The organism is Pseudoalteromonas sp. SG45-3 (assembly GCF_014164075.1).
Classification (GTDB): domain Bacteria; phylum Pseudomonadota; class Gammaproteobacteria; order Enterobacterales; family Alteromonadaceae; genus Pseudoalteromonas; species Pseudoalteromonas distincta.
In genome coordinates, this window is record NZ_JACJEN010000021.1 from 1 (window position 1) to 23,305 (window position 23,305).

The 23,305-nt window shown below is 39.4% G+C and carries 27 protein-coding genes and 3 pseudogenes; 9 read left to right on the forward strand and 21 right to left on the reverse strand.

Going from position 1 to position 23,305, the window contains the following annotated elements:
* Window positions 1–112: 112 nt before the first annotated feature.
* Window positions 113–565: a hypothetical protein gene (locus H5126_RS17930; protein WP_182720804.1), complete on the forward strand. Its 453-nt coding sequence runs from the start codon at window positions 113–115 to the stop codon at window positions 563–565.
* Here H5126_RS17930 and H5126_RS17935 read toward each other — a convergent pair.
* Window positions 545–868 carry a hypothetical protein gene (locus tag H5126_RS17935; RefSeq protein ID WP_064667425.1) on the reverse strand — a complete coding sequence of 108 codons (324 nt, stop codon included), beginning with the start codon at window positions 866–868 and terminating at the stop codon, window positions 545–547. The genes H5126_RS17930 and H5126_RS17935 overlap by 21 nt on opposite strands.
* A 60-nt stretch (window positions 869–928) precedes the next feature.
* Entirely contained in the window at window positions 929–1,342 is a 414-nt protein-coding gene (locus H5126_RS17940; RefSeq protein WP_182720805.1) for a hypothetical protein, read from the reverse strand.
* 93 nt (window positions 1,343–1,435) lie between these two features.
* Between H5126_RS17940 and tnpC the strand changes: the two are divergent.
* Window positions 1,436–2,386 (forward strand): annotated as a pseudogene (tnpC, locus tag H5126_RS17945) (IS66 family transposase); the annotation flags it as partial.
* Here the strand turns inward: tnpC and H5126_RS17950 are convergent.
* On the reverse strand, window positions 2,370–2,993 hold the full coding sequence (locus tag H5126_RS17950; protein ID WP_182720806.1) for a recombinase family protein: 624 nt from the start codon (window positions 2,991–2,993) through the stop codon (window positions 2,370–2,372). The pseudogene tnpC and the gene H5126_RS17950 sit on opposite strands and share 17 nt — an antisense overlap.
* Before the next feature lie 269 nt (window positions 2,994–3,262).
* On the opposite strand from H5126_RS17950, the gene merR reads away from it, so the two are divergent.
* The 6 genes from merR to H5126_RS17980 all read left to right on the forward strand — a co-directional run bounded on the left by merR (window position 3,263) and on the right by H5126_RS17980 (window position 7,014).
* Window positions 3,263–3,715: an Hg(II)-responsive transcriptional regulator gene (gene merR, locus H5126_RS17955; RefSeq protein ID WP_008110844.1), complete on the forward strand. Its 453-nt coding sequence runs from the start codon at window positions 3,263–3,265 to the stop codon at window positions 3,713–3,715.
* A gap of 190 nt (window positions 3,716–3,905) precedes the next feature.
* Entirely contained in the window at window positions 3,906–4,253 is a 348-nt protein-coding gene (locus H5126_RS17960) for a mercuric transporter MerT family protein (RefSeq protein WP_016899520.1), read from the forward strand.
* A 46-nt stretch (window positions 4,254–4,299) separates the two neighbouring features.
* A complete protein-coding gene (merP, locus tag H5126_RS17965) occupies window positions 4,300–4,584 on the forward strand; it encodes a mercury resistance system periplasmic binding protein MerP (RefSeq protein ID WP_008110847.1) in 285 nt (94 codons plus the stop codon).
* Entirely contained in the window at window positions 4,584–5,003 is a 420-nt protein-coding gene (gene merC, locus H5126_RS17970; protein ID WP_008467331.1) for an organomercurial transporter MerC, read from the forward strand. Before merP ends, merC begins: the two co-directional genes overlap by 1 nt.
* A 20-nt stretch (window positions 5,004–5,023) precedes the next feature.
* Window positions 5,024–6,463, forward strand: coding sequence for a mercury(II) reductase (gene merA / locus H5126_RS17975; protein WP_008467329.1), 1,440 nt, complete (start codon window positions 5,024–5,026; stop codon window positions 6,461–6,463).
* Window positions 6,464–6,576: 113 nt separating this feature from the next.
* Window positions 6,577–7,014 (forward strand): MerR family transcriptional regulator, encoded by a 438-nt coding sequence (locus H5126_RS17980; protein WP_008110853.1) that lies wholly within the window; start codon window positions 6,577–6,579, stop codon window positions 7,012–7,014.
* 169 nt (window positions 7,015–7,183) lie between these two features.
* Here H5126_RS17980 and H5126_RS17985 read toward each other — a convergent pair.
* Both H5126_RS17985 and H5126_RS21735 read right to left on the reverse strand, forming a co-directional pair.
* A pseudogene (locus H5126_RS17985) lies at window positions 7,184–9,925 on the reverse strand (Tn3 family transposase); the annotation flags it as partial.
* Window positions 9,926–9,927: 2 nt separating this feature from the next.
* Entirely contained in the window at window positions 9,928–10,182 is a 255-nt protein-coding gene (locus H5126_RS21735; protein WP_182720822.1) for a DUF4158 domain-containing protein, read from the reverse strand.
* A gap of 333 nt (window positions 10,183–10,515) precedes the next feature.
* On the opposite strand from H5126_RS21735, the pseudogene H5126_RS17995 reads away from it, so the two are divergent.
* A pseudogene (locus H5126_RS17995) lies at window positions 10,516–10,875 on the forward strand (MauE/DoxX family redox-associated membrane protein); the annotation flags it as partial.
* A gap of 216 nt (window positions 10,876–11,091) precedes the next feature.
* On the opposite strand, the gene H5126_RS18000 reads toward H5126_RS17995, so the two are convergent.
* The 16 genes from H5126_RS18000 to H5126_RS18075 form a co-directional block, all read right to left on the reverse strand.
* The gene (locus H5126_RS18000; RefSeq protein WP_182720823.1) at window positions 11,092–11,442 is read right to left on the reverse strand and encodes a hypothetical protein; all 351 of its coding nucleotides are present in this window, start codon (window positions 11,440–11,442) and stop codon (window positions 11,092–11,094) included.
* A gap of 51 nt (window positions 11,443–11,493) precedes the next feature.
* Entirely contained in the window at window positions 11,494–11,862 is a 369-nt protein-coding gene (locus H5126_RS18005; RefSeq protein ID WP_008128017.1) for a hypothetical protein, read from the reverse strand.
* Between the two features lie 10 nt (window positions 11,863–11,872).
* A complete protein-coding gene (locus H5126_RS18010; protein ID WP_008128018.1) occupies window positions 11,873–12,295 on the reverse strand; it encodes a hypothetical protein in 423 nt (140 codons plus the stop codon).
* Window positions 12,279–12,944 (reverse strand): isoprenylcysteine carboxylmethyltransferase family protein, encoded by a 666-nt coding sequence (locus tag H5126_RS18015; RefSeq protein ID WP_008128020.1) that lies wholly within the window; start codon window positions 12,942–12,944, stop codon window positions 12,279–12,281. The genes H5126_RS18010 and H5126_RS18015 overlap by 17 nt, the downstream gene beginning before the upstream one ends.
* Window positions 12,937–13,272, reverse strand: coding sequence for a DUF2933 domain-containing protein (locus H5126_RS18020; RefSeq protein ID WP_008128023.1), 336 nt, complete (start codon window positions 13,270–13,272; stop codon window positions 12,937–12,939). Before H5126_RS18020 ends, H5126_RS18015 begins: the two co-directional genes overlap by 8 nt.
* A 9-nt stretch (window positions 13,273–13,281) precedes the next feature.
* Window positions 13,282–13,635, reverse strand: coding sequence for a cupredoxin domain-containing protein (locus H5126_RS18025; RefSeq protein WP_029773135.1), 354 nt, complete (start codon window positions 13,633–13,635; stop codon window positions 13,282–13,284).
* 24 nt (window positions 13,636–13,659) lie between these two features.
* Window positions 13,660–15,903 carry a heavy metal translocating P-type ATPase gene (locus H5126_RS18030; protein WP_182720808.1) on the reverse strand — a complete coding sequence of 748 codons (2,244 nt, stop codon included), beginning with the start codon at window positions 15,901–15,903 and terminating at the stop codon, window positions 13,660–13,662.
* 101 nt (window positions 15,904–16,004) lie between these two features.
* The gene (locus H5126_RS18035; protein WP_182720809.1) at window positions 16,005–16,418 is read right to left on the reverse strand and encodes a MerR family transcriptional regulator; all 414 of its coding nucleotides are present in this window, start codon (window positions 16,416–16,418) and stop codon (window positions 16,005–16,007) included.
* 306 nt (window positions 16,419–16,724) lie between these two features.
* The gene (locus H5126_RS18040) at window positions 16,725–17,147 is read right to left on the reverse strand and encodes a hypothetical protein (protein ID WP_182720810.1); all 423 of its coding nucleotides are present in this window, start codon (window positions 17,145–17,147) and stop codon (window positions 16,725–16,727) included.
* Between the two features lie 147 nt (window positions 17,148–17,294).
* Window positions 17,295–18,131, reverse strand: coding sequence for a formyltransferase family protein (locus tag H5126_RS18045; protein ID WP_008109649.1), 837 nt, complete (start codon window positions 18,129–18,131; stop codon window positions 17,295–17,297).
* 2 nt (window positions 18,132–18,133) lie between these two features.
* Window positions 18,134–18,829 carry a heparan-alpha-glucosaminide N-acetyltransferase gene (locus tag H5126_RS18050; RefSeq protein WP_259413530.1) on the reverse strand — a complete coding sequence of 232 codons (696 nt, stop codon included), beginning with the start codon at window positions 18,827–18,829 and terminating at the stop codon, window positions 18,134–18,136.
* Entirely contained in the window at window positions 18,820–19,695 is an 876-nt protein-coding gene (locus H5126_RS18055) for a copper resistance protein B (protein ID WP_008109642.1), read from the reverse strand. The genes H5126_RS18050 and H5126_RS18055 overlap by 10 nt, the downstream gene beginning before the upstream one ends.
* Window positions 19,692–21,530, reverse strand: coding sequence for a copper resistance system multicopper oxidase (locus tag H5126_RS18060; protein ID WP_182720811.1), 1,839 nt, complete (start codon window positions 21,528–21,530; stop codon window positions 19,692–19,694). The genes H5126_RS18055 and H5126_RS18060 overlap by 4 nt, the downstream gene beginning before the upstream one ends.
* A 27-nt stretch (window positions 21,531–21,557) precedes the next feature.
* A complete protein-coding gene (locus H5126_RS18065; RefSeq protein WP_008467847.1) occupies window positions 21,558–22,028 on the reverse strand; it encodes a DUF4440 domain-containing protein in 471 nt (156 codons plus the stop codon).
* A gap of 15 nt (window positions 22,029–22,043) precedes the next feature.
* Entirely contained in the window at window positions 22,044–22,931 is an 888-nt protein-coding gene (locus H5126_RS18070) for a copper resistance D family protein (RefSeq protein WP_182720812.1), read from the reverse strand.
* A 19-nt stretch (window positions 22,932–22,950) separates the two neighbouring features.
* The gene (locus H5126_RS18075; protein ID WP_064435664.1) at window positions 22,951–23,298 is read right to left on the reverse strand and encodes a copper resistance CopC family protein; all 348 of its coding nucleotides are present in this window, start codon (window positions 23,296–23,298) and stop codon (window positions 22,951–22,953) included.
* Between the last annotated feature and the right edge of the window lie 7 nt (window positions 23,299–23,305).

Genomic DNA, 23,305 nt, shown 5'->3' on the forward strand with positions numbered 1-23,305 from the left:
ATTATATCAACGGATATTACAACAACGTTAGGCCGCATCATTATAATGCCGGTTTAGCGCCAAATGAATCTGAGGTTAGATATCAAGATTCTAAAACTGTGGCCAAATTTTATTGACCACTACAGTTCAAGATTACAAGGTACAAAGTATTCACACCGGACAATGTATTGTGATTTTCGAAGATGTCCCTCACAAGGTTTTGGCACAGGACAATCAGATTGTAGTCATCTATTTAGAGCCTGAAGATAGGCAAAACCAACAATTTCTCAAAGCCTTACGTCAAGCCAGGAGTGATGGAATTAATACTCTGCCGCTTACTAGCAAAGAATTGGGATCCATTTCTCAGCATCTATTTACTGACGTCGATATCGACAAAGTGTGGAAAACAGTAAATAAAGCGGTAGGGCTAGTCTATAGTCCTGCGCTTTCATCGCGCCCTGAGGATAAACGGGTACGAGCGGTCATCGACATTATTGCTTCGCAGAGAGGTTGTGCAATCGATATGGCGTTTTTATCATCGAAGGTTTTCTTGTCCCCAAGTCGTCTAACACTGCTCTGCATTTGATGTGTCGTACGGGTTATCTAAAGGCAAAAAAGCTTTCGTCCCCTGCTTGAAAGGTTCGTAATTTGTTGAAATGAAATCTATGAGATTACTGAACTCTTCACTACCCAGCGTAAGTTCACTTTTGGGACTATCTAATTCTAGTGTTTCACTATCAAGCCAACCCTTTGGCTTATTATACCGACCAAGCTTCAAGAAAACTTCGTCTTCTGAGGTGTTATGAGGGATTTTCCAAAATATTGCTCGGGTCAACACTCTAGGTTTATCACGAATTATTTTAGCTAATCTATCTTTAATTTTTGCCATGATACCTCTTTATTTCCTCATCGCGTCCGGCGACAGTAGAGAGCGAGTTTAATGGCTTTGTTAGGCGATTTCATGTGTAACCTCGAACCCTATCTCTTTTAGGCTCAAATTGATTAGGTTTACACCAACTTCTTCTGCCCTTTCCCTTAATTTCTCCCAACGATCTGTGCCAATACTGGTTTTAGTATTTGTAACAACAACCAAATTAAAGGTGGGCTTTTTACCAGTAATTGAGGAGTAAGAATTCACTTGATCGTTAGACCGTCGGATGGATTGATTAATAAACATAAAAGCATGATCAGGATTTCGGGTCCACTTGACCTCAAAAATAGTGTCTGCTTTATCTCGTCCATTTGTAACAACCCCATCGAATTCAACTGATTGATTGCCCTTTCTAAAGCGCACGCCTCTTTCAATGCGCCCATATTCCTTTGACAGGTAACTGAGGGCTTTTTCCTCAACTTCAAATGACAACTTCATCCTTGATGTATTAGAAAGCTCTTGTAATTTTGAAAGGTCAATTTTTGTGACTGTAGATTCTTCCGTTTCTGACGGCTGCTCCGAGGTGTATTCTTCTTCTACGGCATTGAGCTGAGCCGCAAAACCATGAGCGATTGGGTGATTAAGTCAGCAGCGCTGTTTACCCCGCTGGTTAAACGGTTAAAAGAAGAATTACTCAAGCAACCACTCCTTAACGCTGATGAAACCACGGTCAATGTGGTGAAATCAGATAAAGTGAATAGTTACATGTGGGTGTACTGCTCAGGTGCTGACCCACCTAAACCCGACAGCTCCATCCCTAACATCGTGCTTTACGACTACCACACTAGTCGCGCAGCCGCCTGCGTGATGGATTATCTTGATGGCTATCAAGGGTACTTACATGTTGATGGTTATCAAGCTTATGAAAAGACACAGGCCAGTCTTGTGGGGTGCTGGGCGCACGCACGTCGGAAATTCATTGAAGCGAAAAAGCTGCAAGGGAAAAATAAGACAGGCAAAGCTGATGTGGTGCTCAGCTTAATACAAAAGCTGTATGGGATAGAGTCACGGTTGAAAGATAAATCAGCGGATGAGAGTTACCAGACTCGACAAGCACAGAGTAAACCGATACTCGATAAACTCAAACAGTGGCTTGAAAAACATCAGCCAAACCTTGTTGGTAATAGTAAACTCATTGATGCCGCCAATTACATGGCAAACCAGTGGCCGAAACTCATTGAGTACATTAATGATGGGCGACTGAGTATCGACAACAACCGTGCAGAAAGAGCCATCAAACCGTTTGTGATAGGCCGTAAGAACTGGCTGTTTAGCCAAACAGCAACAGGTGCTAACGCAAGCGCGATACTTTACAGCATCATCGAAACAGCCAACGGCTTAGCGCCATACGATTACATCACCGCGTGTTTAGATGAGCTGTGCCAATCAACACCTGATATCGATAGTCTATTACCGTGGAATTTTAAGGGGTTTTGCGCCCATCCCCTCGAAATTAACCTTAGTCTAAATTTTTAAGCTTTTTTCTAACTCTAATTACCGTACTTCGACTAACTCCAACTGCTTCAGCCGTTTTATTAATACTAAATCCAGCTTCAGTAAACGAGGCAATCCTATCATGAGCCTCTAAATCAGGCTGACGACCGTGATAAAGTCCCTTTTGCTGTGCTTTTACAATACCTTCTTTTTGCTTACGTTCACGTTCTCGATATTCTTTATATGCACTGGCCGCTAATATTTCTAACAGCATATTATTAATAGCACTAAGTATTGATCTCATAAAATCATCACTTGGAAAACTGCCAAATGTTAAATGACTGGTTGGTAGATCTAAACTAACAACACTAATTCCTTTTTCATTTATTGAGGCTACAAGAGTTTTCCAATCATCAGGGCTTAGCCTTGTTAAACGATCGATTGATTCAACTAACAAAACATCACCGGACTCTGATTCATCCAATAAACGAATTAGCTTTGGTCTATCTAAAGAATTACCAGATTTATTTTCTATATAAAAAGAAGCAATTCGTTTGCTGAAGCCAGAAACGAATTTTTTTAATGAGCTTTTTGCTCTATTTGCATCTTGCTCAGAAGTTGATGCTCGTAAATATGCTCTTATGAACATTTTTGCCTAATTAGGTCTATTTAGATGGTGTCATATCATATAGGTTTATTTAAGTGGTGTCATTACGTAATTGCCTGTGATATATTAACAGTATCTTTAGGGTGTACTCATGTAGAACTGCATGTAATAACACTAATTTGGACTTTGATAATGAAAAAGGATAAACCATACATTGTTGTGGTTTAATATTGTTGTAACAACGGTAACTTTACTTATTTAATAGAAGAAAAAACAAAATCAATTAGCGATGTTTAAACTGGTATTCATTGATGGTCACTTTAATTAGATATAAAGTAAGTAAACAAAAAGTCAGTAAGGTAATTGATAACGTGTCTAAACGAACCATAAGTATGTTGGCTAAAGAACTGAGTGTAAATGTCGAAACAATTCGCTTTTATGAACGCAAAGGCTTAATTAAACAACCACCAAAGCCTATGCAGGGCTATAGACATTACCCGAAAGAAACGGTAAATAGAATACATTTTATCAAGCGTTCTCAAGAATTAGGTTTTACGCTAAATGAGATTGAAGGGTTACTTGCGTTAAACGATAGTCCATGTAGTAAAGTACAAGAATTAGCTAATAAAAAGCTGATCGCAGTACAAAAAAAGATGGCTGACTTGTTGTTGTTAGAACACGCTTTGGAAGAACATTTAGGACAATGCCAAAATAATGATGACGATAGCCACTGCCCAATAATTGATTCGTTGCAACCGAAGTAAATGATTCACTTAACTACCATTTCCCACTAAAACAGCATATCCAATTTTACTTCTGCGCCTTAATTCAAGTTAGCTTATTCCCCGTATCTGTCGTAGCAGATTATCAAAGATAAATTTTTTATAAATCACCCTTGACTCCGTACTTAGGTACATGCAATACACTTGCATTATCACTTAATGAGGTATCTATATGAATCAAAAAGAATCAAACCTTCCAATGATAGGAGGCATCATAGCAGCATTAGGCGCAGGCGTATGCTGTGTAGGTCCTTTGCTCCTGTTATTACTTGGGGTAAGTGGCTCATGGATTGGTAATTTAACTGCATTTGAACCCTATAGGCCATTATTTATCGCATTTGTAGTGTTGTTGTTTGGTTACTCAGGTTGGAAAATTTACCGTCCTGTAGAAGAGTGTGAGCCGGGAACGGCCTGTGCAATTCCTAAGAAACAGCAACAACGAAAAGTCATTTTCTGGCTGAGCGCTATAGTTGCGACAATTTTAGTGACCAGTAATTATTGGATACTTTTGTTTGCTTAATATACAGATCAAGAAATTTATAACATTTTAAAATTTGGAGCTAATTATGAAAAAATTATTATTAACCGCACTGCTTTCACTTTCTAGTTTTGGTGCTTTTGCTGAAGTAAAAACAGTTACACTGGAAGTGCCAACGATGAACTGTGCGACATGTCCAATCACAGTTAAAAAGTCATTAGAAAATGTTGATGGCGTTGAAAATGCGAAAGTTACCTACAAGCCTAAGCTAGCTGTTGTTTCTTTTGATGACACTAAAACTAACATCAATGCATTAATTGCAGCGACTACCAACGCTGGCTACCCTTCAAATTTAAAAAGTGAAAATAAGTAATGTTTAGCCCCTTAGAACTAGTTACGCGTATCGGAGATAAAGCAGGCTCTATAGGTGCACTTGTTTCGGCAATGGGATGCGCCATGTGTTTTCCCGCGATAGCTAGTCTTGGTGCGGCAATTGGGATGGGATTTCTTAGTCAGTGGGAAGGGGTATTTATCAATACGTTGTTACCACTGTTTGCAGTATTAGCGCTGGCAATGAATATCTTAGGCTGGTTTAGCCATCGTCAATGGCACCGTAGTTTTATCGGTTCAATTGGCCCCATTTTGGTTTTACTCTCTTTATACCCTTGGTTCCAGTACGGGTGGAGTTCATACGTTACTTATACGGGGCTAGGACTAATGGTTGCTGTATCAATTTGGGACATGGTTTCTCCTGCGAATAAACGCTGTGATGATGAAACTTGTACCGCTTAACTTTTTAAGAGGAATAAAATATGTCAACGAATAGTTGTTGCTCGTCAAATGACATCCAGCCAGAACAATTACATGTAGCCATTATTGGTAGTGGTTCAGGGGCCTTTGCCAGTGCGATTAAAGCAGCAGAAGGCGGAGCAAGAGTTACTATCATTGAAGGAGCCGATGTAATCGGAGGTTGCTGTGTAAATGTCGGCTGTGTTCCTTCAAAAATATTGATCCGTGCTGCGCAATTAGCGCATCAGCAACGTACTAACCCGTTTGATGGTTTAGAAAATATTCAGCCACAACTTAGCCGCTCCTTATTAGCACATCAGCAAAACGCTCGCGTCGAAGAACTACGCGATGCTAAATATCAACGTATTTTAGAGAGTAATCCCGCGCTATCTTTACTTAAAGGTTATGCACGTTTTAAAAATCAAAATACCTTGCTAGTTCACAAGTCTGATGGTAGTGAAGAAGAGCTGGTTGCAGATCGCATTTTAATTGCAACAGGCTCTACACCAAGCATTCCGCCAATTAAGGGTTTAGTTGATACACCTTATTGGACATCAACAGAAGCCTTATTTGCAGAAGAGTTACCGAGTAGTCTAGTTGTCATCGGCTCCTCCGTTGTTGCTCTGGAAATTGCGCAAGCTTATGCCCGTTTAGGTAGCCGTGTGACAATTCTAGCCAGACATACCCTTTTATATGCTGAAGATCCGTTATTAGGTGAAAAACTGGCAGAGTGCTTTGAAAAAGAAGGTATTAGGGTACTTAATAATACGCAAGCAAGTCATGTTTCTTATGATAGCAATGGTTTTTCATTGGAAACTAACGAAGGAACATTAATCGCTGAAAAATTGCTTATCTCTACGGGTCGCCATGCAAATACTGGAAAGCTTGGTTTAGAAAATGTTGGTGTTGAAACAGATAAAAGTGGTGCCATTGTTGTTAATAGTATGATGGAAACATCAACAGCTAACATTTATGCCGCTGGAGATTGCTCCAATATGCCACAATTTGTTTATGTTGCTGCTGCTGCCGGAAGTAGGGCTGGAATTAATATGACAGGTGGAAATGCGCAACTCGACTTATCTACCATGCCTGCTGTTATATTCACCGACCCACAAGTTGCTACGGTAGGTCTAACCGAAGTACAAGCTTCAGCGGTAGGAATAAATACGATAAGTCGTGTACTTGATATGGAAAACGTACCAAGAGCTTTAGCAAATTTTGAAACGGATGGTTTTATCAAGTTGGTAGCTGAAGAATCCACGGGAAAACTGATAGGCGCACAAATTTTAGCCCATGAAGGCGGAGAACTGATTCAAAGTGCGGCTCTTGCTATTCATAATAAAATGACAGTCGAAGAATTGGCAGGTCAACTATTTCCGTATTTGACGATGGTTGAAGGATTGAAGTTATGCGCTCAAACCTTTAGCAAAGACGTTAAAGAGCTATCTTGCTGCGCAGGGTAATCATTTAACGGTAATGTACTTACAGAAATGTTAATGGAGTGCCAATTGATTGAATGTAATCAAGATATCTTAAGGCATTCCATTAACAACACAAATTGGAAGCATGCTAAATCATGATTAAATCTAAGGTTGAAAACATTCCTGTTGGTGAAGTCAGTTTTTTGACAGAGATACCTGACATCAATAAGTTCATTAGTAGTGATGATGATGCGTTGGATTTTCCTTTGAGTATTTCTCAACTGGCACTAGCTGCACAAACATCTGTCCATACGGTAAGAAATTATGTTCTTGAGAACTTAGTACACTGCGAAGAAAAAACTAAGTCAGGCCATTCACTTTACGGCTTATGTGCATTAAAGAGATTAAAGTTCATTCGAGCAGCAAGGGCGGCAGGTCTTCTTGTAGTTGATATCAAGCCATTACTAATGGCAATAGATGCAGGAGAAAGAAAAGTTCCTGAAGACATCCAAAAGCTGCTACTTACTAAAATCGAGCATAGAAAAGTATTTTTAAATCTAGTAACAAACCAAATTGAAGAGTTTTGCAATTAGAACAATTATAGAACAGTTCATGGCTCGACTAAAAACTTGTTAGCTTATCTGTTTTCTATCAATGTTAGCTTGTATATATCAAGCATATAGAATATCAACACCTCCAATTTTTAATGGCACTTTGATGCGCAGTACCTTTTGAATTAGAAATACAAACAGATGGCATTCTTTAACTTATTGATTCTACATCACTAAGTAAACCAGCTAAGTCGATTTCTTTGCGGTCTTTATTAAAGGCATATTCCCCATTTAGATTAATGTGTTGCAAAGCAACAGGTGAAAGCCGAGAAATAACATCAACCACATCTTGCCTACCGTTCCTCTCTTGGATTTGTAAAAATGCCGATAGTAACGCGGAATTATAATAAATAATGCAATTTGAAATGAGTCGAGCACAATCGTTCCATTGTGATACTTGGTAATCATTCCCCCCACGAAATTTATTGCCATTAACTGAAGTAATAGCACGTTTTAACTGATGGTATGCTTCACCTCTGTTCAAGGCTTGCTGGACGTAATGACGCAACGTTGAATTATCAACATACTCCAAAACATAAATAGATTTAATTAAACGGTCGTACTCATGCAATGCTGACAATCTTCGGCTCTTGCCGTTATTCAACTTTCTAATGATTGTGCTTTGAGTGGTGGTTTTACGACTCAATGAACAAACAATATGCTGAATATTGTCCCATTCTTCAGCAATTAGCTTATGATTAATATCTTTCTTTAATTGAATACGGCCTCCGTTCTCTTCAGTTACTTCAAATAGCTCAAAAAACACCTTTTTCATTTTCGCGTATCGAGGGGCGAATGTGTAACCAAAGAAATCTAATATAGCGAAGTTAACATTATTGGTACCATGCGTATCGGTCGATAAGGTATTAGGCTGTATATCTGAAGAGTTGTTATAGAGTAAGTCAAAAGCAAAGTGACCTTCATATTCGTTAGCGCCAATGACTTGCGTACTCACCGGAACATGATTAGAAACCAATGTTAATGCTGAAACACCTTTACCTTTGGAGAAGTACTTAGACGAATACCGAGCCTTAAACGTATTTATGCGACACTCAAATTTTTGACCATCAATGCTTGAAAACAACTGATTATCGTCCACATGGTAATAGGCAAATATTGGCAACGTGGCTATAGCATTAGAAACCTGATCATTAGACGTTTTGAGTGTTTCATATCTGACATAACTATCATCTACACTGCGTAATTTACCCATTGAACGGTCAGAGATATTCGCCATTTTATATAGGCCGTAATTGGTGCCGTTTGCCAATATACAGGCGATCAGATCTTCTTTATTTACTGGTGATTTTTCTTTAGTTGCTGATATGTGTGTAAATGAATTTAAGTAACCTGTCTTTTGATCAACAAACAACATGAGTTCAACGATACCCATGTGTTGAATTTGATTGTAGAGCGGGTTTTCAATTGTTTGTTGCCAACGGCTGTTAGGAATTGACCACTTGAGTTCGGCTTTGCCAGGAATAAACTCAACATACTTATTATCACCACTAAAGATATGCTCGCTTGCTTCCTTCAGCTTAACTTCTAATTGTTGGCTCTTATCTGCGAGTGTTTGGTTAATCGGTGTTGCCAGCTTATCAAGGCCAGTGTTTTCAATGATTGTCTCTTTTTGCTGCCATTCTTTAGGTTGTATAAGATCTGACGTTAAACTACGGTTATTAACGCTTTCTTTCACCGTTAAGCTATTACTGTGAAATAATTGTTCGGCTTTACGATAAAGGAAATACTCAAATCGATTAGCAATTAATTTGGTATTTTCTCCCTCTAAATACTCTCGGTCATGTTTAGGTACCACATCGATGTTAATGGTTTGGATAGCCTTTAATTCACTAAGTTCAGAATGTGCCATAACATACTGCTCATGGAGTTCATCCTTTAAATGAATGAACTCAATATCGATAGACATAAATAATGAGCGGATAAGTTTTTTAATTTTACTGGATTGTTTATCAATAAATTGCCATTCGTACTGACGGCCATCAAAGTCGTTATTATCTAAGTGATCACTTAACAGTTTAATACTGTCAGCAGGGATCAATTCAAAGGCTTTTTTACGTACATCACCAAAGCTTAAATCATCGTCCATATCGGTATCGATGAAGTACTTTAATAAACTACCAGCGGATTTTAATTTGGTTCTTACAATGGTTACATCTTCAACAATACGCTGCTTTGCATAGCCTTTAGCTGATTCGGTTAACTTCCTTACCAAGTAAATAAATGCAGCAACAAGATTGTCGTTAGTCTCTCGGTACCTGAAGAACAAGTAACAAACGAGATATAAAATAGTTTGGCTATCTGCGTGTCTTCTAAGCTTATAAACGGACTTGTGCTTTACCAGTGAAGCATAGTATTCAAGATTTTTAGGTGATAGCTCCAGTTCAGCAATCAGTGACTTAATTTCTGGATAAAGCGAGCGTATAATTTTATGCGTCTTCAGCTCTTGGGTGATTTGGCTCGTTGAAAAGTCCTTAGCCATTTTCTTTAACTTGGCTAAGTCAGTAAAGGTATTATTTGACTCAAGTAATTTAAGTAATGTTTTTCTGGTACCTGAAGACAAACTATCAAGCAGCACCATTTCAATTCGGTTACGCTCATTTGATAATACCGTAGAAATAGTGTCTTGCAGCGTTGTATAACCAGCTAGCGCTATTCTGTTTTGACCAAAATAAGCAATACATTCATCAAAAACATACCTTGGTTCAAGGTTGATTTTTACAACATCGTTAAGCCTTTTTAATAGCGGCTCTTTATCTAACTTGCTTTGGTATGCTGTAAACCCTGTATATTTTAATAACTTATTAATCAGCTTAGTTTTTGTTGTTGGTGATAAATCCTCAAGAGACATATCTTTATCGCTGAAATACTTGGATCTTACATATCTAAATCATTACTGACTTGAGTAAATGAGAAATTAAATACTATTGGCCGTGACCTAAAGTAACCAAGCAGTAAGATAAAATACACTCTGGTTTCAATACGTCTTAATTCGTTGACGAGCCTTTGAGTTTCACTATCTAACGAAAAATAATCATCACGATCTTTACGGTTAAAATTGGGTAAGGCATAGAGTTCGTTGATTTCTGATTCGCTGAGAATTTGTATACGCTTGGTGTTTGATGAAGAAATAGTGGTAAGCCTTTCTTGTTATTTTTAATCAGCATACCTTAATCAATGAGGTTAATGTTTACCAGTCAACTGCTTAACATTACCATAAAGCCGATTTAAGCGACTAAAGTGGTAAACTTTTCATAAGATAGTTTACCACTGTGTATTATTACTTAAGAATACTAATGCCGATTTCGAGGGGATGGGCTAAATAATACAAACTGTGTTATTCAAGGGGTGAAGTCCAATGGTACGAAAAGTTACTCTAAGCGTGAAAATTCAAGCTAAGGTTAATTTCGAGGGGATGGGCGCAAAACCCCTTTAAAGGCTAGGCGGTGATCACCGGACGGATACGCTTTTTCAATGACGCTCTTAGCGGTGCAAAAACTGAAAGACCTATACAGTTTCACAAATTCGTTTATTACTTATGATTTACTAGCGATGAGATGGATAAGATATGGTTATATTTATCCCTTCATTGAAGCATATGCAGGTATTGGTATGGTTGCCCAACTACAGCCTCTCGCAGTGGCACCATTTTCATTGTTTATCGGCACAGTTGGAGCAATTTCAGTTTTCAAAGCCGTTTACATCGACAAACGCCAGTTAAAGTGTGCCTGTGTAGGCGGCGATAGCAGTGTGCCACTTGGATTTGTATCGCTATCTGAAAACTTATTTATGATCGCGGGAGCATTGATTATGCTGCTGATGTAAAGGTATAGCTCTATTCGGCGGCCCCTTAACTGTTAAGATTAGACCTAGGATGCCAGCCCACACCTTTCTAATTCATATGTAACATTTTTTCTGTCGTACTGACATCAAGATAACCAGAACTGAGCAAACAATATCAAAGGTTGTACAAAATAACACTAAAGTTTTTTCATTAAGTTTTATTGTTATGCTCTTGTGGTGGCTTTCGCCACCACTTTATTAGTTTTCAAGTTCCACCATATCTTTCGCTGCAATGTCACCAGACACTAGCTTTACAGTTGCGAAATGATCATTCACAATTTTAGTAATTTGTACCGTTCCTACCTTTTCGATAGTGTAGGGATCTTCACCTTCACTCAATACTATTCTTTCATGGAATCTAATAACACTGTATTTTTGTCCAACCTCTGCACCATGTTTGGCACCAATACAAATCAGAGTTCGATCAGTAGACTGCTCAACCACTTGGCCCCTCATCATATTTTTGTGATAAAACGCAGTATTCGAACAGCCTGCTAAAAAGATACCGAATACAACAAGCAAAAGAATTTTCATATTGGATGTTTTCATCATTTTTTCCTCATCTAACTTATTAACTGAGCAAGCTCTTTGGAAGCTTACTTATTTTATCCGGCTTGCACCCGGAGGAACTTTGTGACAACTCCACGGTTTATGAGCAGCGTTGTCTTTAACATTCTGATCAACAAATTTGTAGTAACTTTCTTTAGTGTGCGTCCACCAATCATCATGAACATCGGCACCATGTTTGCGAATAACTTCCTCAATCCCATCAAGGTTTATATTTGCCGCATCATATGCTAGGTGTATTTCACCTTCTTTGATGTTGTAACTGACTTCATCTATACCAAAAAGCTGATCAATTTTTTTTACTAACTCGTCACAGTTTTCTTCTGTGACATTACTTAGTCTTAAATTTCGAACAACTAAATTCTGCTCTCTAACGCCAACTCTATGATCTAAATCGCTCATAATTTATCTCCTAATGTGAGTGCGAGTGTTGTTGTTTTTTGTCTTTCATTTCTGCCATTTTGTATTTCATTTGTGGCATCATGTTTTCCATCATTTCCAGATGATGTTCAGCCATCTTGATTTGCTTATGCATTGGCATTGCTTCCATGTTTTTGTGCATGGATTGCATCATCTTCATCATTGAGCGGTGATGTTCAGCCATCATCTGCTGTTGCTTTTCAGGATCTTTTTCAGCTTTAATGGCATGGACTTCCTTTTTCATTTCCATCATTTTTGAATGCATTTTTCCCATGTTCTCATGCGACATTGCCATGCCTTGATGCATATCCGATTTGTTCGCACCTTCATGTTTATTCTCATTTTTTTGAGCAAATAAGCTTGTGGCCGCCAATAGTGAGCTGACAAATAAAATTGATTTACCTAACATTTTCATGATTTTTACCTTCTATGTTCTTATTAAAATTTGGAATCCAACTTGGTGTCGATTCCATATAGCTATGGTACTCCGAACCAAACTCGGCAATAGCTTGTGTCTCTTCGCGTTTCGCTAGCTTGACGTAAACAACGACTAAGATTGGAAACATCGCAAGTGTTGGGATGGTCGGCCACTGCAATAAAAAGCCGAATATGATTAGAATGAAAGCTACGTACTGTGGGTGACGACACCTCGCGTACCATCCTGTAGTAGCCAATTGATGGTGTTTTTGCGCGTGATGCAATACGTTCCATGCTGAAGACAACATAAAGAAACCTGCCACAATAAACACCATACTCGCTATATGAAATGGGTCCCAATGGGCATCACCTTCCAAACCAAAGAAAGTATGTAATAAGTGCCCATTTTCATGCGCAAAGAAGTTAACTTCTGGGTAATTTTCAGTTAACCATCCAGACAAAAAATAGATAGTTAAAGGAAAGCCATACATTTCAGTAAATAGGGCGACAATAAAGGCGGAGAACGCTCCTAGGCTTCGCCAATCAGTTGATGTTTTTGGTTTTACAAAACTAAAGGCAAAAAAGATAAAAATTGCTGAATTCAGTATCACCATTGACCATAAGCCATAATCATATGTCTCATTCATCACTGTTCTCCTTCTTATGCAATTCCTTGCGTCCTTTTTCTAACCCTTGTATGTAGCCATCGCGATAGGCTTCATTTTTATCCGTGAGTTCTTGAAAGCTCTCTTCCTTTTTGTCATCAGGCGCATGTGAATGATCGTGACCATGTTTGCCGTGACTGCCATGCATAAATACATGCATCAAAGGACATAACAGCAAAATTAAATAGGGAAGAAATTGCAGAACATGTTGTCCATGTTCAAAGATTAAAAAATAGGTGGCTGCGGCAATAAGCACCAATGCAGCCCAACCTGTGGGTGTAAACCAAAATTTAGGGTGCTCATTTTTCATGTTGGCCTCCTAAACGACTTTTAAGACACCGCGATACATTTGCATCTGACAATGAAACTCATGCTCTCCCGGTGATAAGTTCAATAAGGTAATTTGAGTAATTTCATTTAATTTAAGCTGCTCACTTATCTCCAATGATGGAATAAGCATTGTTTCAGCGCAGGGTGATTGATCTTTGCGCATAAACTTCAGAGTGACAGGCTGGCTAGCAGACACCTGAATTGAGGATGGTGAATACACGCCATCCCTCACTTCAATGAGTACTTCACTATCTTGAACAATTGTTTTATTGGGTTTGTATAGCCAAAACCACCAAACAATCATTGCAATTAACACTAAGCCTAATAAGTTAATTATCATCATTGTGATTCTCCAAATGCTTACTTTCTATGAGTTTTGGGCTTTAAAAAAGCGAAGTCGATTTGCATTTGACACTACGGTCAATGACGAAAACGCCATTGCAGCACCAGCAATTACAGGGCTAAGCAGAATGCCAAAGAAGGGGTATAGAACCCCCGCAGCAAAAGGAATCCCGGCTACGTTATAGACAAACGCGCCAAACAAGTTTTGTTTGATATTTCGTAAAGTCGCTTTGCTTACCGCGATGGCATCAGCAAGGCCATGAAGTGAACCACGCATCAGGGTAATATCTGCGCTTTCAATCGCAACGTCTGTACCTGTGCCTATAGCAAAACCAACATCAGCTAACGCTAGCGCCGGAGCATCGTTGATGCCATCACCTGTCATACCAACGATTTCGCCACTGCCTTGTAGCTCTTTCACCTTGTTGGCTTTGTCTTCTGGCAGCACTTCAGCAAAAAACTCGCTAATGCCCGCTTTTTTGGCAACAGCGGCAGCGGTTTCCTTGTTATCCCCCGTTAGCATGATGACGCGTATACCATTGGCCTGAAGACGTTGGATAGCAGAGATTGAGTCTGACTTGATTGGATCTGCAACAGCAATTATTGCGGCAAGCTCACCATCAACAGCAAAATACATAGGTGTTTTAGCTTCTTTTGCTAAAGACTGGGCTTTTCCAACAAAGCCAGTGAGGTCTACGCCTTTTAACTTCATTAGTTTATCGTTACCGAAAAGCAGGGCTTTATTGTTGCAGTTTGCTTCTACACCAAAACCCGTGATGGCGTTAAAGGCTTCAATTTTTAGTAACTCAATATCGTGCGCTAACGCACTTTCAACAATCGCTTGCGCTAAAGGGTGCTCTGAGCCGCTTTCTAAACTTGCTGCAAGCTGTAGTACGCCTTCTTCGTTAGTAGCTTTTGCCAAAACAATATCGGTTACCTTAGGTGCCCCTTCAGTAATAGTGCCCGTTTTATCTAAAATCATGGCAGTGATTTTAGAGGCGGTTTGCAGTGCTTCACCGTTTCGAATTAGCACTCCTGCTTCTGCTGCTTTTCCTACTCCGACCATAACAGACATAGGCGTTGCCAAGCCCAAAGCACACGGACAGGCAATAATGAGTACGGTAGTTGCTGAAACGATGGCAAAAGCAATTGCAGGCTCAGGTCCAAAGTTAAGCCATGCTAGCGCACTTAACACAGAGATGATCATGACAACAGGAACGAAAAAAGCTGAAATAACATCGGCCAAGCGGCCAATCGGCGGTTTTGAATTTTGCGCTCGTTTGACCATATTGATGATCTGTGCAAGCGCCGTGTCTTTACCAACGCGTGTCGCTCTAAATAAAATCATGCCTGATTTGTTCAAAGTACCAGCGACAACCTCATCTTCTTCAGCTTTTTCAACAGGCATGGGTTCGCCTGTCAGCATGGACTCATCAATGGAGGTGTGGCCTTCCAATACCACACCATCGACGGGAATTTTTTCGCCCGGTTTTACCTTTACAACATCATTCAGTAAAACCTGCTCAATACCAATCTGAACCTCTTTGTTATCACGAACTACGGTTGCCGTTTTGGCCTGCAAGCCGATAAGACGTTTAATGGCCTCAGAGGTTTTACCTCTGGCTTTTATTTCTAATGCTAGACCTAAATCAATTAAGCCAATGATCATGGCGGTAGCTTCAAAATAAACATGCCGTGCCATCAATGGAACGGCGTCAGGTGCAAACACGACAACCATCGAATACAACCAAGCTGTACCTGTTCCTAAAGCTATTAGAGTGTCCATATTAGCGGAGTGATTTTTAAAGCTTTTCCAAGCGCCAACATAAAAATGCTTACCTGAAAAATACATAACACCAAAAGTTAAAATGCCTACAAGCAGCCAAGACATGCGTTCAAGGTTGGTTTCAACCGTCATTTCTCCAACTACAATACTGTAGATCATCAAAGGAACACCGAGTGAAAGGGCAATAAATGTATCGCGCATTAGCTTTTTATAATATGCCCAATCAGCCGCTTCTTTCTCGTCAAGCGCATCTGTTGCAGAGCTATCATCAATTGGCTTCGCGTTATACCCCACAGACTCAACAGCTTTGATCAATTCTTCTGTTTTAGCTGTCCCAGAAACTATTACAGTCCTATCAGCAAAATTCATTTCCGCACTGACTACACCAAAAGTTGCCTTTAACGCCCCTTCAATTTTGCCTACACAGCTAGCACACCCAGCTCCTTCAATGATGAGCTGTTGGTTATGTGATACTTTCTCCAACGTATTCTCCTTACTTTTACACGAAGAGGATTGAGCTTTTGACTGACAGCAACAGCCGGATTCGGTTTCAATATTTGTATTAGTAGTCACCATTTTTCCTCCTATGCCTTTTTTATTTGTTCAAAATTTTCGATGAGATGACAAACCATGTTTGCAGTCGGTGCTTTGTCTTCCATTTCTTCCCATTGAGAAAGAGCTGAAGACATTTTTCCTCGAAGTGCCAACATTGCTTGAAACTGTTTTTCTGTCTCTTCAAGCCGCTCTTTAATAAGACTTCTGACTAATGGACATGCACTTTTACCATCTTCAGATTCATTAAGAATTTGCTTGATATCTGCAACGGAAAAACCAAGGTTTCTGGCACTTAAAATGAATTTAAGTCTCGATACTTCTTTATTCGAGTATAACTTGTAGCCATTCACTGACTTAGCAGGTTTTAACAATCCCAATCGCGAGTAATAGCGCACCGTATCAGCAGTCGTTCCAAGGCTTTTTGCCAGCTCTGCAACTTTCATGTTCACTCCTTAGTTCTTAACCTAAGTTTGTAATCTCACCTACAGCTTAGACCTGTGCCTAAGACACAGGTCAAGTGATTATTCGTGATTAATAATGCAAAAGCTAAAAACTAATTTTTGGTAAAAAGAGGAATCTCGGCCAAAATCGACAGTATTAATTACTGTAAATGGCAATAACTTGAGCATTTTCATAATGCCTTTCCAAATATCGTACTAATCGTTCAAAACAATTGATTATTTAAATCAATGAATAAGTCATTCTATTTTTGATGGGAGTGGCGAAAAAAAGACGCACTGATCCTGTGATTAGCCAATAATTGGTGGACGATAAAGTAAGAGATGGATACCAGGTTTTGGTAGAGGTGTACGCTGTAGAAGTAGCTCAGAGTGAATATTGCAAATACCTTCGTCTTGCGCTTCCACAAGATAGGCATTTAAATGAAAGCTTGTACAAAAACCGCCTTCACAACAAACACAATCACCAGCTTTACATTTTTCACAGTCTTCATCACCATGAAGGTGTTTAGAGTCTTGCGAATTTTCAGTGTGATAGTGACTATTGTCAATCATTGATTGATGATGCATATTTTTGCTTGGTTGTATAATATGCGTGTCGGATGAGCCATTATGATGCTCTTCACAATTCATTGGTTTAGCAATAGCAAAGCCATGCTGCGTAAGCAACAGAGTAATTACCACTATTTTAAACCACTTGAAAAGTCCAAACATTTTAATTCCTTATTTATCACCAACAATATTAGGCCCTAAATGAAAATAATTTTATGATCTTAGTCAAAGTTTGAACTAAAACCTACGTTCTAACCTAGCCCTTAAAGTCTGCTTCAAAACATTTTATACACACTTTTAATATACGAATTACTCTAGTACTGCTGAGTTTACTAGCACCATAGAACTTTTAAAAACAACAGCAAAGCCACCATTCATAGCCACACTAATCAGCGCTTGGTCTTCAAAAATTATGCTGCCTAGCTTGTAGTCATGTTTGAAATCGGCCACCTCTAATTGGCTGACAATAAAAAGCTCTTCATAAATTGTTATTAAGATGCCAAAATGCCCATATTGACGTATTGCTTGCCTAAATTGTTGAGTATCATTGAGCCACGACATGATTCTCCTTTCTATACTAGGTTGCTTCCAATAAGTAGCTAATCGTTTTTGTTGTGGCGTAGCACTCTCATAGATAGTTTCGAGATCATTTAACAAGGTTTGCAGTAAAGATTCCGCAAGTAAGCTTGACTTCACCATTAAGGAGGAAATGGATTCATTTTGTCCTACTTCAAATTGTTCTTGGAGTAAGATATCTCCGCCATCAAGCATATATGTGATTTTGTGTATGCTTACACCTGCAAATTCTGGTAGATCCACAATGTAAGTTAATGGCGTAGGGCCTCTACCTTTAGGTAAAAGTGAGGGATGAATATTAAAGGCATATTTTATATCTGTTATGGGCAGTCTATATCCATAGTCAGCAACGACAAAAAGAGTTACTCCAGATTTTATATATTCATCAAGTTCTTCTTTAGTCGGTCTTAAAGAATGTGTCATTATCTTATGTATGCCACAAATTCGTTTAACGATACTTGCGTTTTCCTCTACATCATTAATATAAACAGCTTCAACACTAAAGCCTTGGTTAACCATAAATGTTAAACAGTTTGAAAAGAGATTATTTCCGAAATAGAGGACTTTCATATTCAATTGATCCATTCGATAGCGCTAAAGCCAGCAAAAAGCAAAGGTTGGTGAAGTAAATAAATCAGTAAAGAGTGTTGACTAAGCAATGTCAAATAAGGGTTTATCGCATGTTGATTGGCGGGAGCCAGACGAAAGATTCGGAAATTTGCAGCCCAGATACCGAGCAAGGGCAAAGCCAACCAAGGAAAAAGAGTAACCAAGTCACTAGGATGTTTTGAAATATATTGTTCAATATAGCTAAAAGGCCAATTCCACGGTATTTCTATCGCTATGTATGCGCTAAAAATAAATAAAGATAGCAGCAAAGCAAGTTTAGGTTTCCCCACCAACCAAACTAATAGAAGTGTTGCAACTGCTATGAAGTGTAAAATACCAAAGTAAATCCAATGTTCTGGCAAGGTAAATAGTGAGGATAAAGTCACTAGTAACGCAGCACTAGATATCTTAACCGTTCGCCAAGCTAATTTCTTCGCTGATATACCACCTTGATAGGAATAAACCAGACTGGCACCAACAGAAAACAAGAACAAACTTACAATTATTGCTCTTAGCTCTTTCCAGAAAAAGCCGTTAGGTATGTCTGTTCTAATATAACCAAAATAGTTTAAATCCCAGACAAAATGAAAAGCTACCATCAATATAATTGCGGTAGCTCTCATTAAATCAATGTAGTTATTTCTTCGTATTAAAACCAAAATCTTAAACCGGCAACAAACTCAGTATCGTTGCTGCTCTGCTCGTTTAGCTTGGCGTAATCTGCTGTGCTACCAAATTTATTAGTCCACTCTACACCTACATAAGGTGCAAATTGGCGAGTAAATTCATAACGAACCCTAACGCCAATAGCAGTACTAGATAGCCCACTGCCTAGCTCATTTTGTTCATCGTCTTTACCATAAAATGTTATTTCAGCACGAGGCTGTATAATGAGCCTTTGTGTTAAAAGCAGCTCATATTCAGCTTGTGCTGTAAATGCTGTATTGCCGCTCTCACCTACATACGCTGTCATATCAAGCTCAAACCAATAAGGTGCTAAGCCTTGAATACCAAACGCTAACCATTGACGGTTTTTGCCTTCTTTATAATAATCGTAGCGAATACCGACTTGCGTATCCCAATAAGCCGAAATTGCATGACCCCATAAAATATCAGTTTGATTTTCTTCAAGCTTGCCATAACTAACATCGCCCTCGGTTTTTATCACTAATCGATTAAAGGTGGTGCCGTACCAAGCTTGTAAATCGAAAACAGCAGCATCGGCTTGTTCGTTATACTCAAGGCGATCACCTAAAATAGCGTAAAACTTATACTCATCTGCAAGGGTTAAGCGCTCGCCATCTGCTAAAGCATATGGCCCTTGCGTTAAGGTTGTGCCATTAGCATAAGCGTGTGGATCGCGAGCATTTTTAGGGGCATCGCCGCCTTGCGGCTGCATTTTATCGCCCGCCATATCGCCAGACATGTCGCCCATTTCAGTTTGAGCAAACACATTCAGGCTCAATAACGGTGCGCTAATTAATAGTGCACTAGTAAGTACTGTTGATAAGGTTAAATTTCTCATGATACAACCACCTCTCTAAACATACCTGCATCCATATGAAACAGTAAATGACAATGCCAAGCCCAACGACCAAGATCATGTGGCGTAGTTAAAAAGCTAATTCTTTGGGCGGGCTGTACCATTATGGTATGGCGGCGAACTAACACATCGCCTTGATCGTTCTCCAAGTCGCTCCACATACCATGTAAATGCATAGGGTGTGTCATCATGGTATCGTTTTGTAAAATAACTCGTACCCGCTGATTATGCTTCATATGCACAGGGGTACTTTTACCAAACTCTAAGCCATCAAAAGACCAGCTGTAGCGTTCCATGTTGCCGGTTAAATGCAGCTCAATTTCGGCTTCGGGTGCTTGGTGGTCAACTATGCCATCAAGAGAGCGTAAATCTGCAAGTGTTAAAACTCGACGGCCGTTATTGCGCAGCCCAACACCAGGATCGTCTAAGTTTGTGCGTGGCGTATCAATGCGCGCATCAATTGAGGCGCCATATTCTGTTTTAGCGTGGCGAACTTTCTGACTTGGAACAGCCAGTGGGTTTTTACCCATATTATGCTTACTATGGTCCATTGCCATTGCACCGTGGTCCATTGTGCTATGATCCATTGCCCCCTGATCCATACTGGTTTTGTCCATGCTAGCGTGGCCCATAGCGCTGTGATCCATTCCAGGCATAGCAGAGTGATCCATATTGCCCATCATATCCCGCATTGCTAACCACTCAACTGGGTCAAGTGCAGGCACTGGCGCATCAATATTAGCAGCGACAGACAAAGTCCCTTTGGCATAACCTGAGCGGTCCATGCTTTGTGCAAAAATTGTGTATGCGTCATTTTTAGGCTCAACAACCACATCGTAGGTTTCACCTGGACCAAATCTAAATTCATCTACTGTCACAGGTTCAACATTTTGTCCATCAGCTTGTACAACTGTTAACTTCAGCTCAGGTATTCTTACATCAAAAAACGTATTGCTAGAACCATTAATAAATCTAAGCCTAACCTTTTCGCCAGCTTTAAACATTCCACGCCAGTTTGTCAAAGGCGCACAACCATTCATTAAAAAAGTCATTGCAGATGCTGATAAGTCTGCAAGATCTGTAGGGTTCATTCTCATTTTATTCCACATTTCCCGGCGTTGTAGCGCATTTGAAACGCTGCTATTTGAAATGTCATCAAAAAACTCTGGAACAGTAGGTTGATTAAAGTTAAATACATCCCCCTGAATTTTTAATTTACGGAATAACTCCATAGGATCATCATCAGTCCAATCAGACAATAGGATGACATGCTCATTGTCAGCACTAATAATATCCTTTTCTCTTGGCTCAATAATTAACGCCCCATACATACCGGTCATTTCTTGAAAGCCACTGTGTGAGTGATACCAATAAGTACCGCTTTGTTGTAACTTAAATTTATAAACAAACGTTTCGCCAGGCATAATGCCTTTAAAGCTAATGCCCGGTACACCATCCATTTGATACGGAAGAATGATCCCATGCCAATGAATTGAACTCGGCACTGATAATTTATTAGTTACCCTGATAGTAACGTCATCACCTTCTCTGAGGCGCAAGGTAGGAGCTGGTATTGAGCCATTGATTGTTGTAGCCATTCTTACAACACCTGTGAAGTTTACGGGTGACTCATCTATCACTAAATCTATTACTTCTCCACTTAGTTCGGGCGCAGTACCTGTTGAAGTTCCAGCAATCAAAGATGAAGCTGCATGAAGAACACTTGGAAAAGCAGCTAATACACCGCCAGCAATTACACCTTGTACAAAGCGTCTACGTGGCGTAGAAACTTGATGTAATGGATTTTTAATTCTCATTTTGTACTCCGTTATTTAACCAATAAATTAATGTGACCAATGAATGTGCTTAATCTTCCATTCACCATTTTGTTTTTCCAGCACCATCGTTTCCATGCCTTGATAATCGCGTTCAACACCTTTATGAGTACCTGTAGTTTGACTACGCGACGCAGAGATAGCGGTATTTCCAAGTATCGTCACTTGATGTTCAAGTGTGTCGCTCTTCATCGCTGCTAAATACTTCATATCCGACAACATATGATGATGAGCATATTCATCAGCGCTCCTTTCAACGCGGCCTCCCTCGAAAATGGTGACATCATCCGCTAACTGCGCTCTAGCCTGTTTTTGATTGCCAGTTTCAAGTGCTTGATGAAATGCCAAAACAACTTTTGCGGCAGGGGTATCTATACCTTTAAACAAACCTTTGTCTTTGTTCTTATCACCATGAGCGTTTGCTGCGAAACTAAACGTCATTAATAAAACGAGTAATATATTTATTGTTTTCATTTTCATTCTCTCTTTTAGGTTTTAATTTGCAGGGCCAACAACACTAGTAAGCCCAGCCGTTACAGATAAAATGGCAAAAGCTACTAGCATTTCTATCGAGATAGATTTAGATAAAGCCTCTCTGCCTTGACTATTTTTAAGTTGTGGAACGAGTATTAGTTTATGTTTAGCAGCAAGTGCCAAAATAGACACTACAAGGGCCAATTTAAACAACAGTGTTTGTCCGTAACTTGAGCTTATTAGTGCATCAAGACTTCCGACCAATTGAATCACGAGCCAGAGGCCTGCTACCAACAATAGGCTCACTGTAAAACTTGCTTGTTTGCCAAAGCTTTCCATCAGCAAATGAAGTTCTGCATAACTTAGCTGATGGCAAGCCTGTTTTAGTGGCAATAACGCCCCAAACCACCATGCCATAACGAGCACATGCAAAATAAGCAAGCCTTTTTCAATTGTGCCTAACTCAGAAATATGACCCAGTAACGTGAATGAGTATGCAAGGATTAATAAACTCAACATTAAAGCGCTTTGTTTTAAGTACGAGTTCACAGCGAGTTTGAACCTTAAAGCTAAAGCGATTATTGCGGTAACTAGCCCAAGCGCTCGAAGCAAAGCTCCAGTGCCGACAGAGGAGTCCCACATAATAGCCAACATATCAGCGTCTATCGCCCCCTGAATTCCCTCTTCTGCCATTGCACCAGTACTGGCAAAGAACCAAGTAATATTAGCGATCAAAGCCATAACTATATAAGTTCTTGTCCACGTTAAATTCGCTATTACAGTATTAGTATGAGATTCATTATTCTCAAATATTTGCCTGAAAAATGTATAACCAGCAATACAGGCAAAGCCGACGTAAAATACAATTTTTGACAGTACAATGACTGTATTCCAGATATACATTTCCATATCAATCACACCGCCTATTTTAGTGAACCATAAAGCCGAAGCTATGTTTCATTTTATGACCATCGTTACCTAAGAAGGTTACATCCACAGTATAGTTTGCAGGAGCTAATTTAGGTAGTTTCCATGTAAATTTGCTAGTAGCGACTTTAGAAGGCTCGAATCCAAATTTAAATTCTTCGCCTTGTTTATTGGCCAATGAAACTTTTACAACCCGTACCTCTTTGGTGAACACCAAAGTTAACTCTTCTGGAGGATTCATTAGCATTGCATTATCAGCAGGCACACTTTTTTCAAGATGCACATGCGCAAATACCGCACTACTAAAAACGACACTGATTACGGTTAAAAATTTAATTAATGTTTTCATATATACC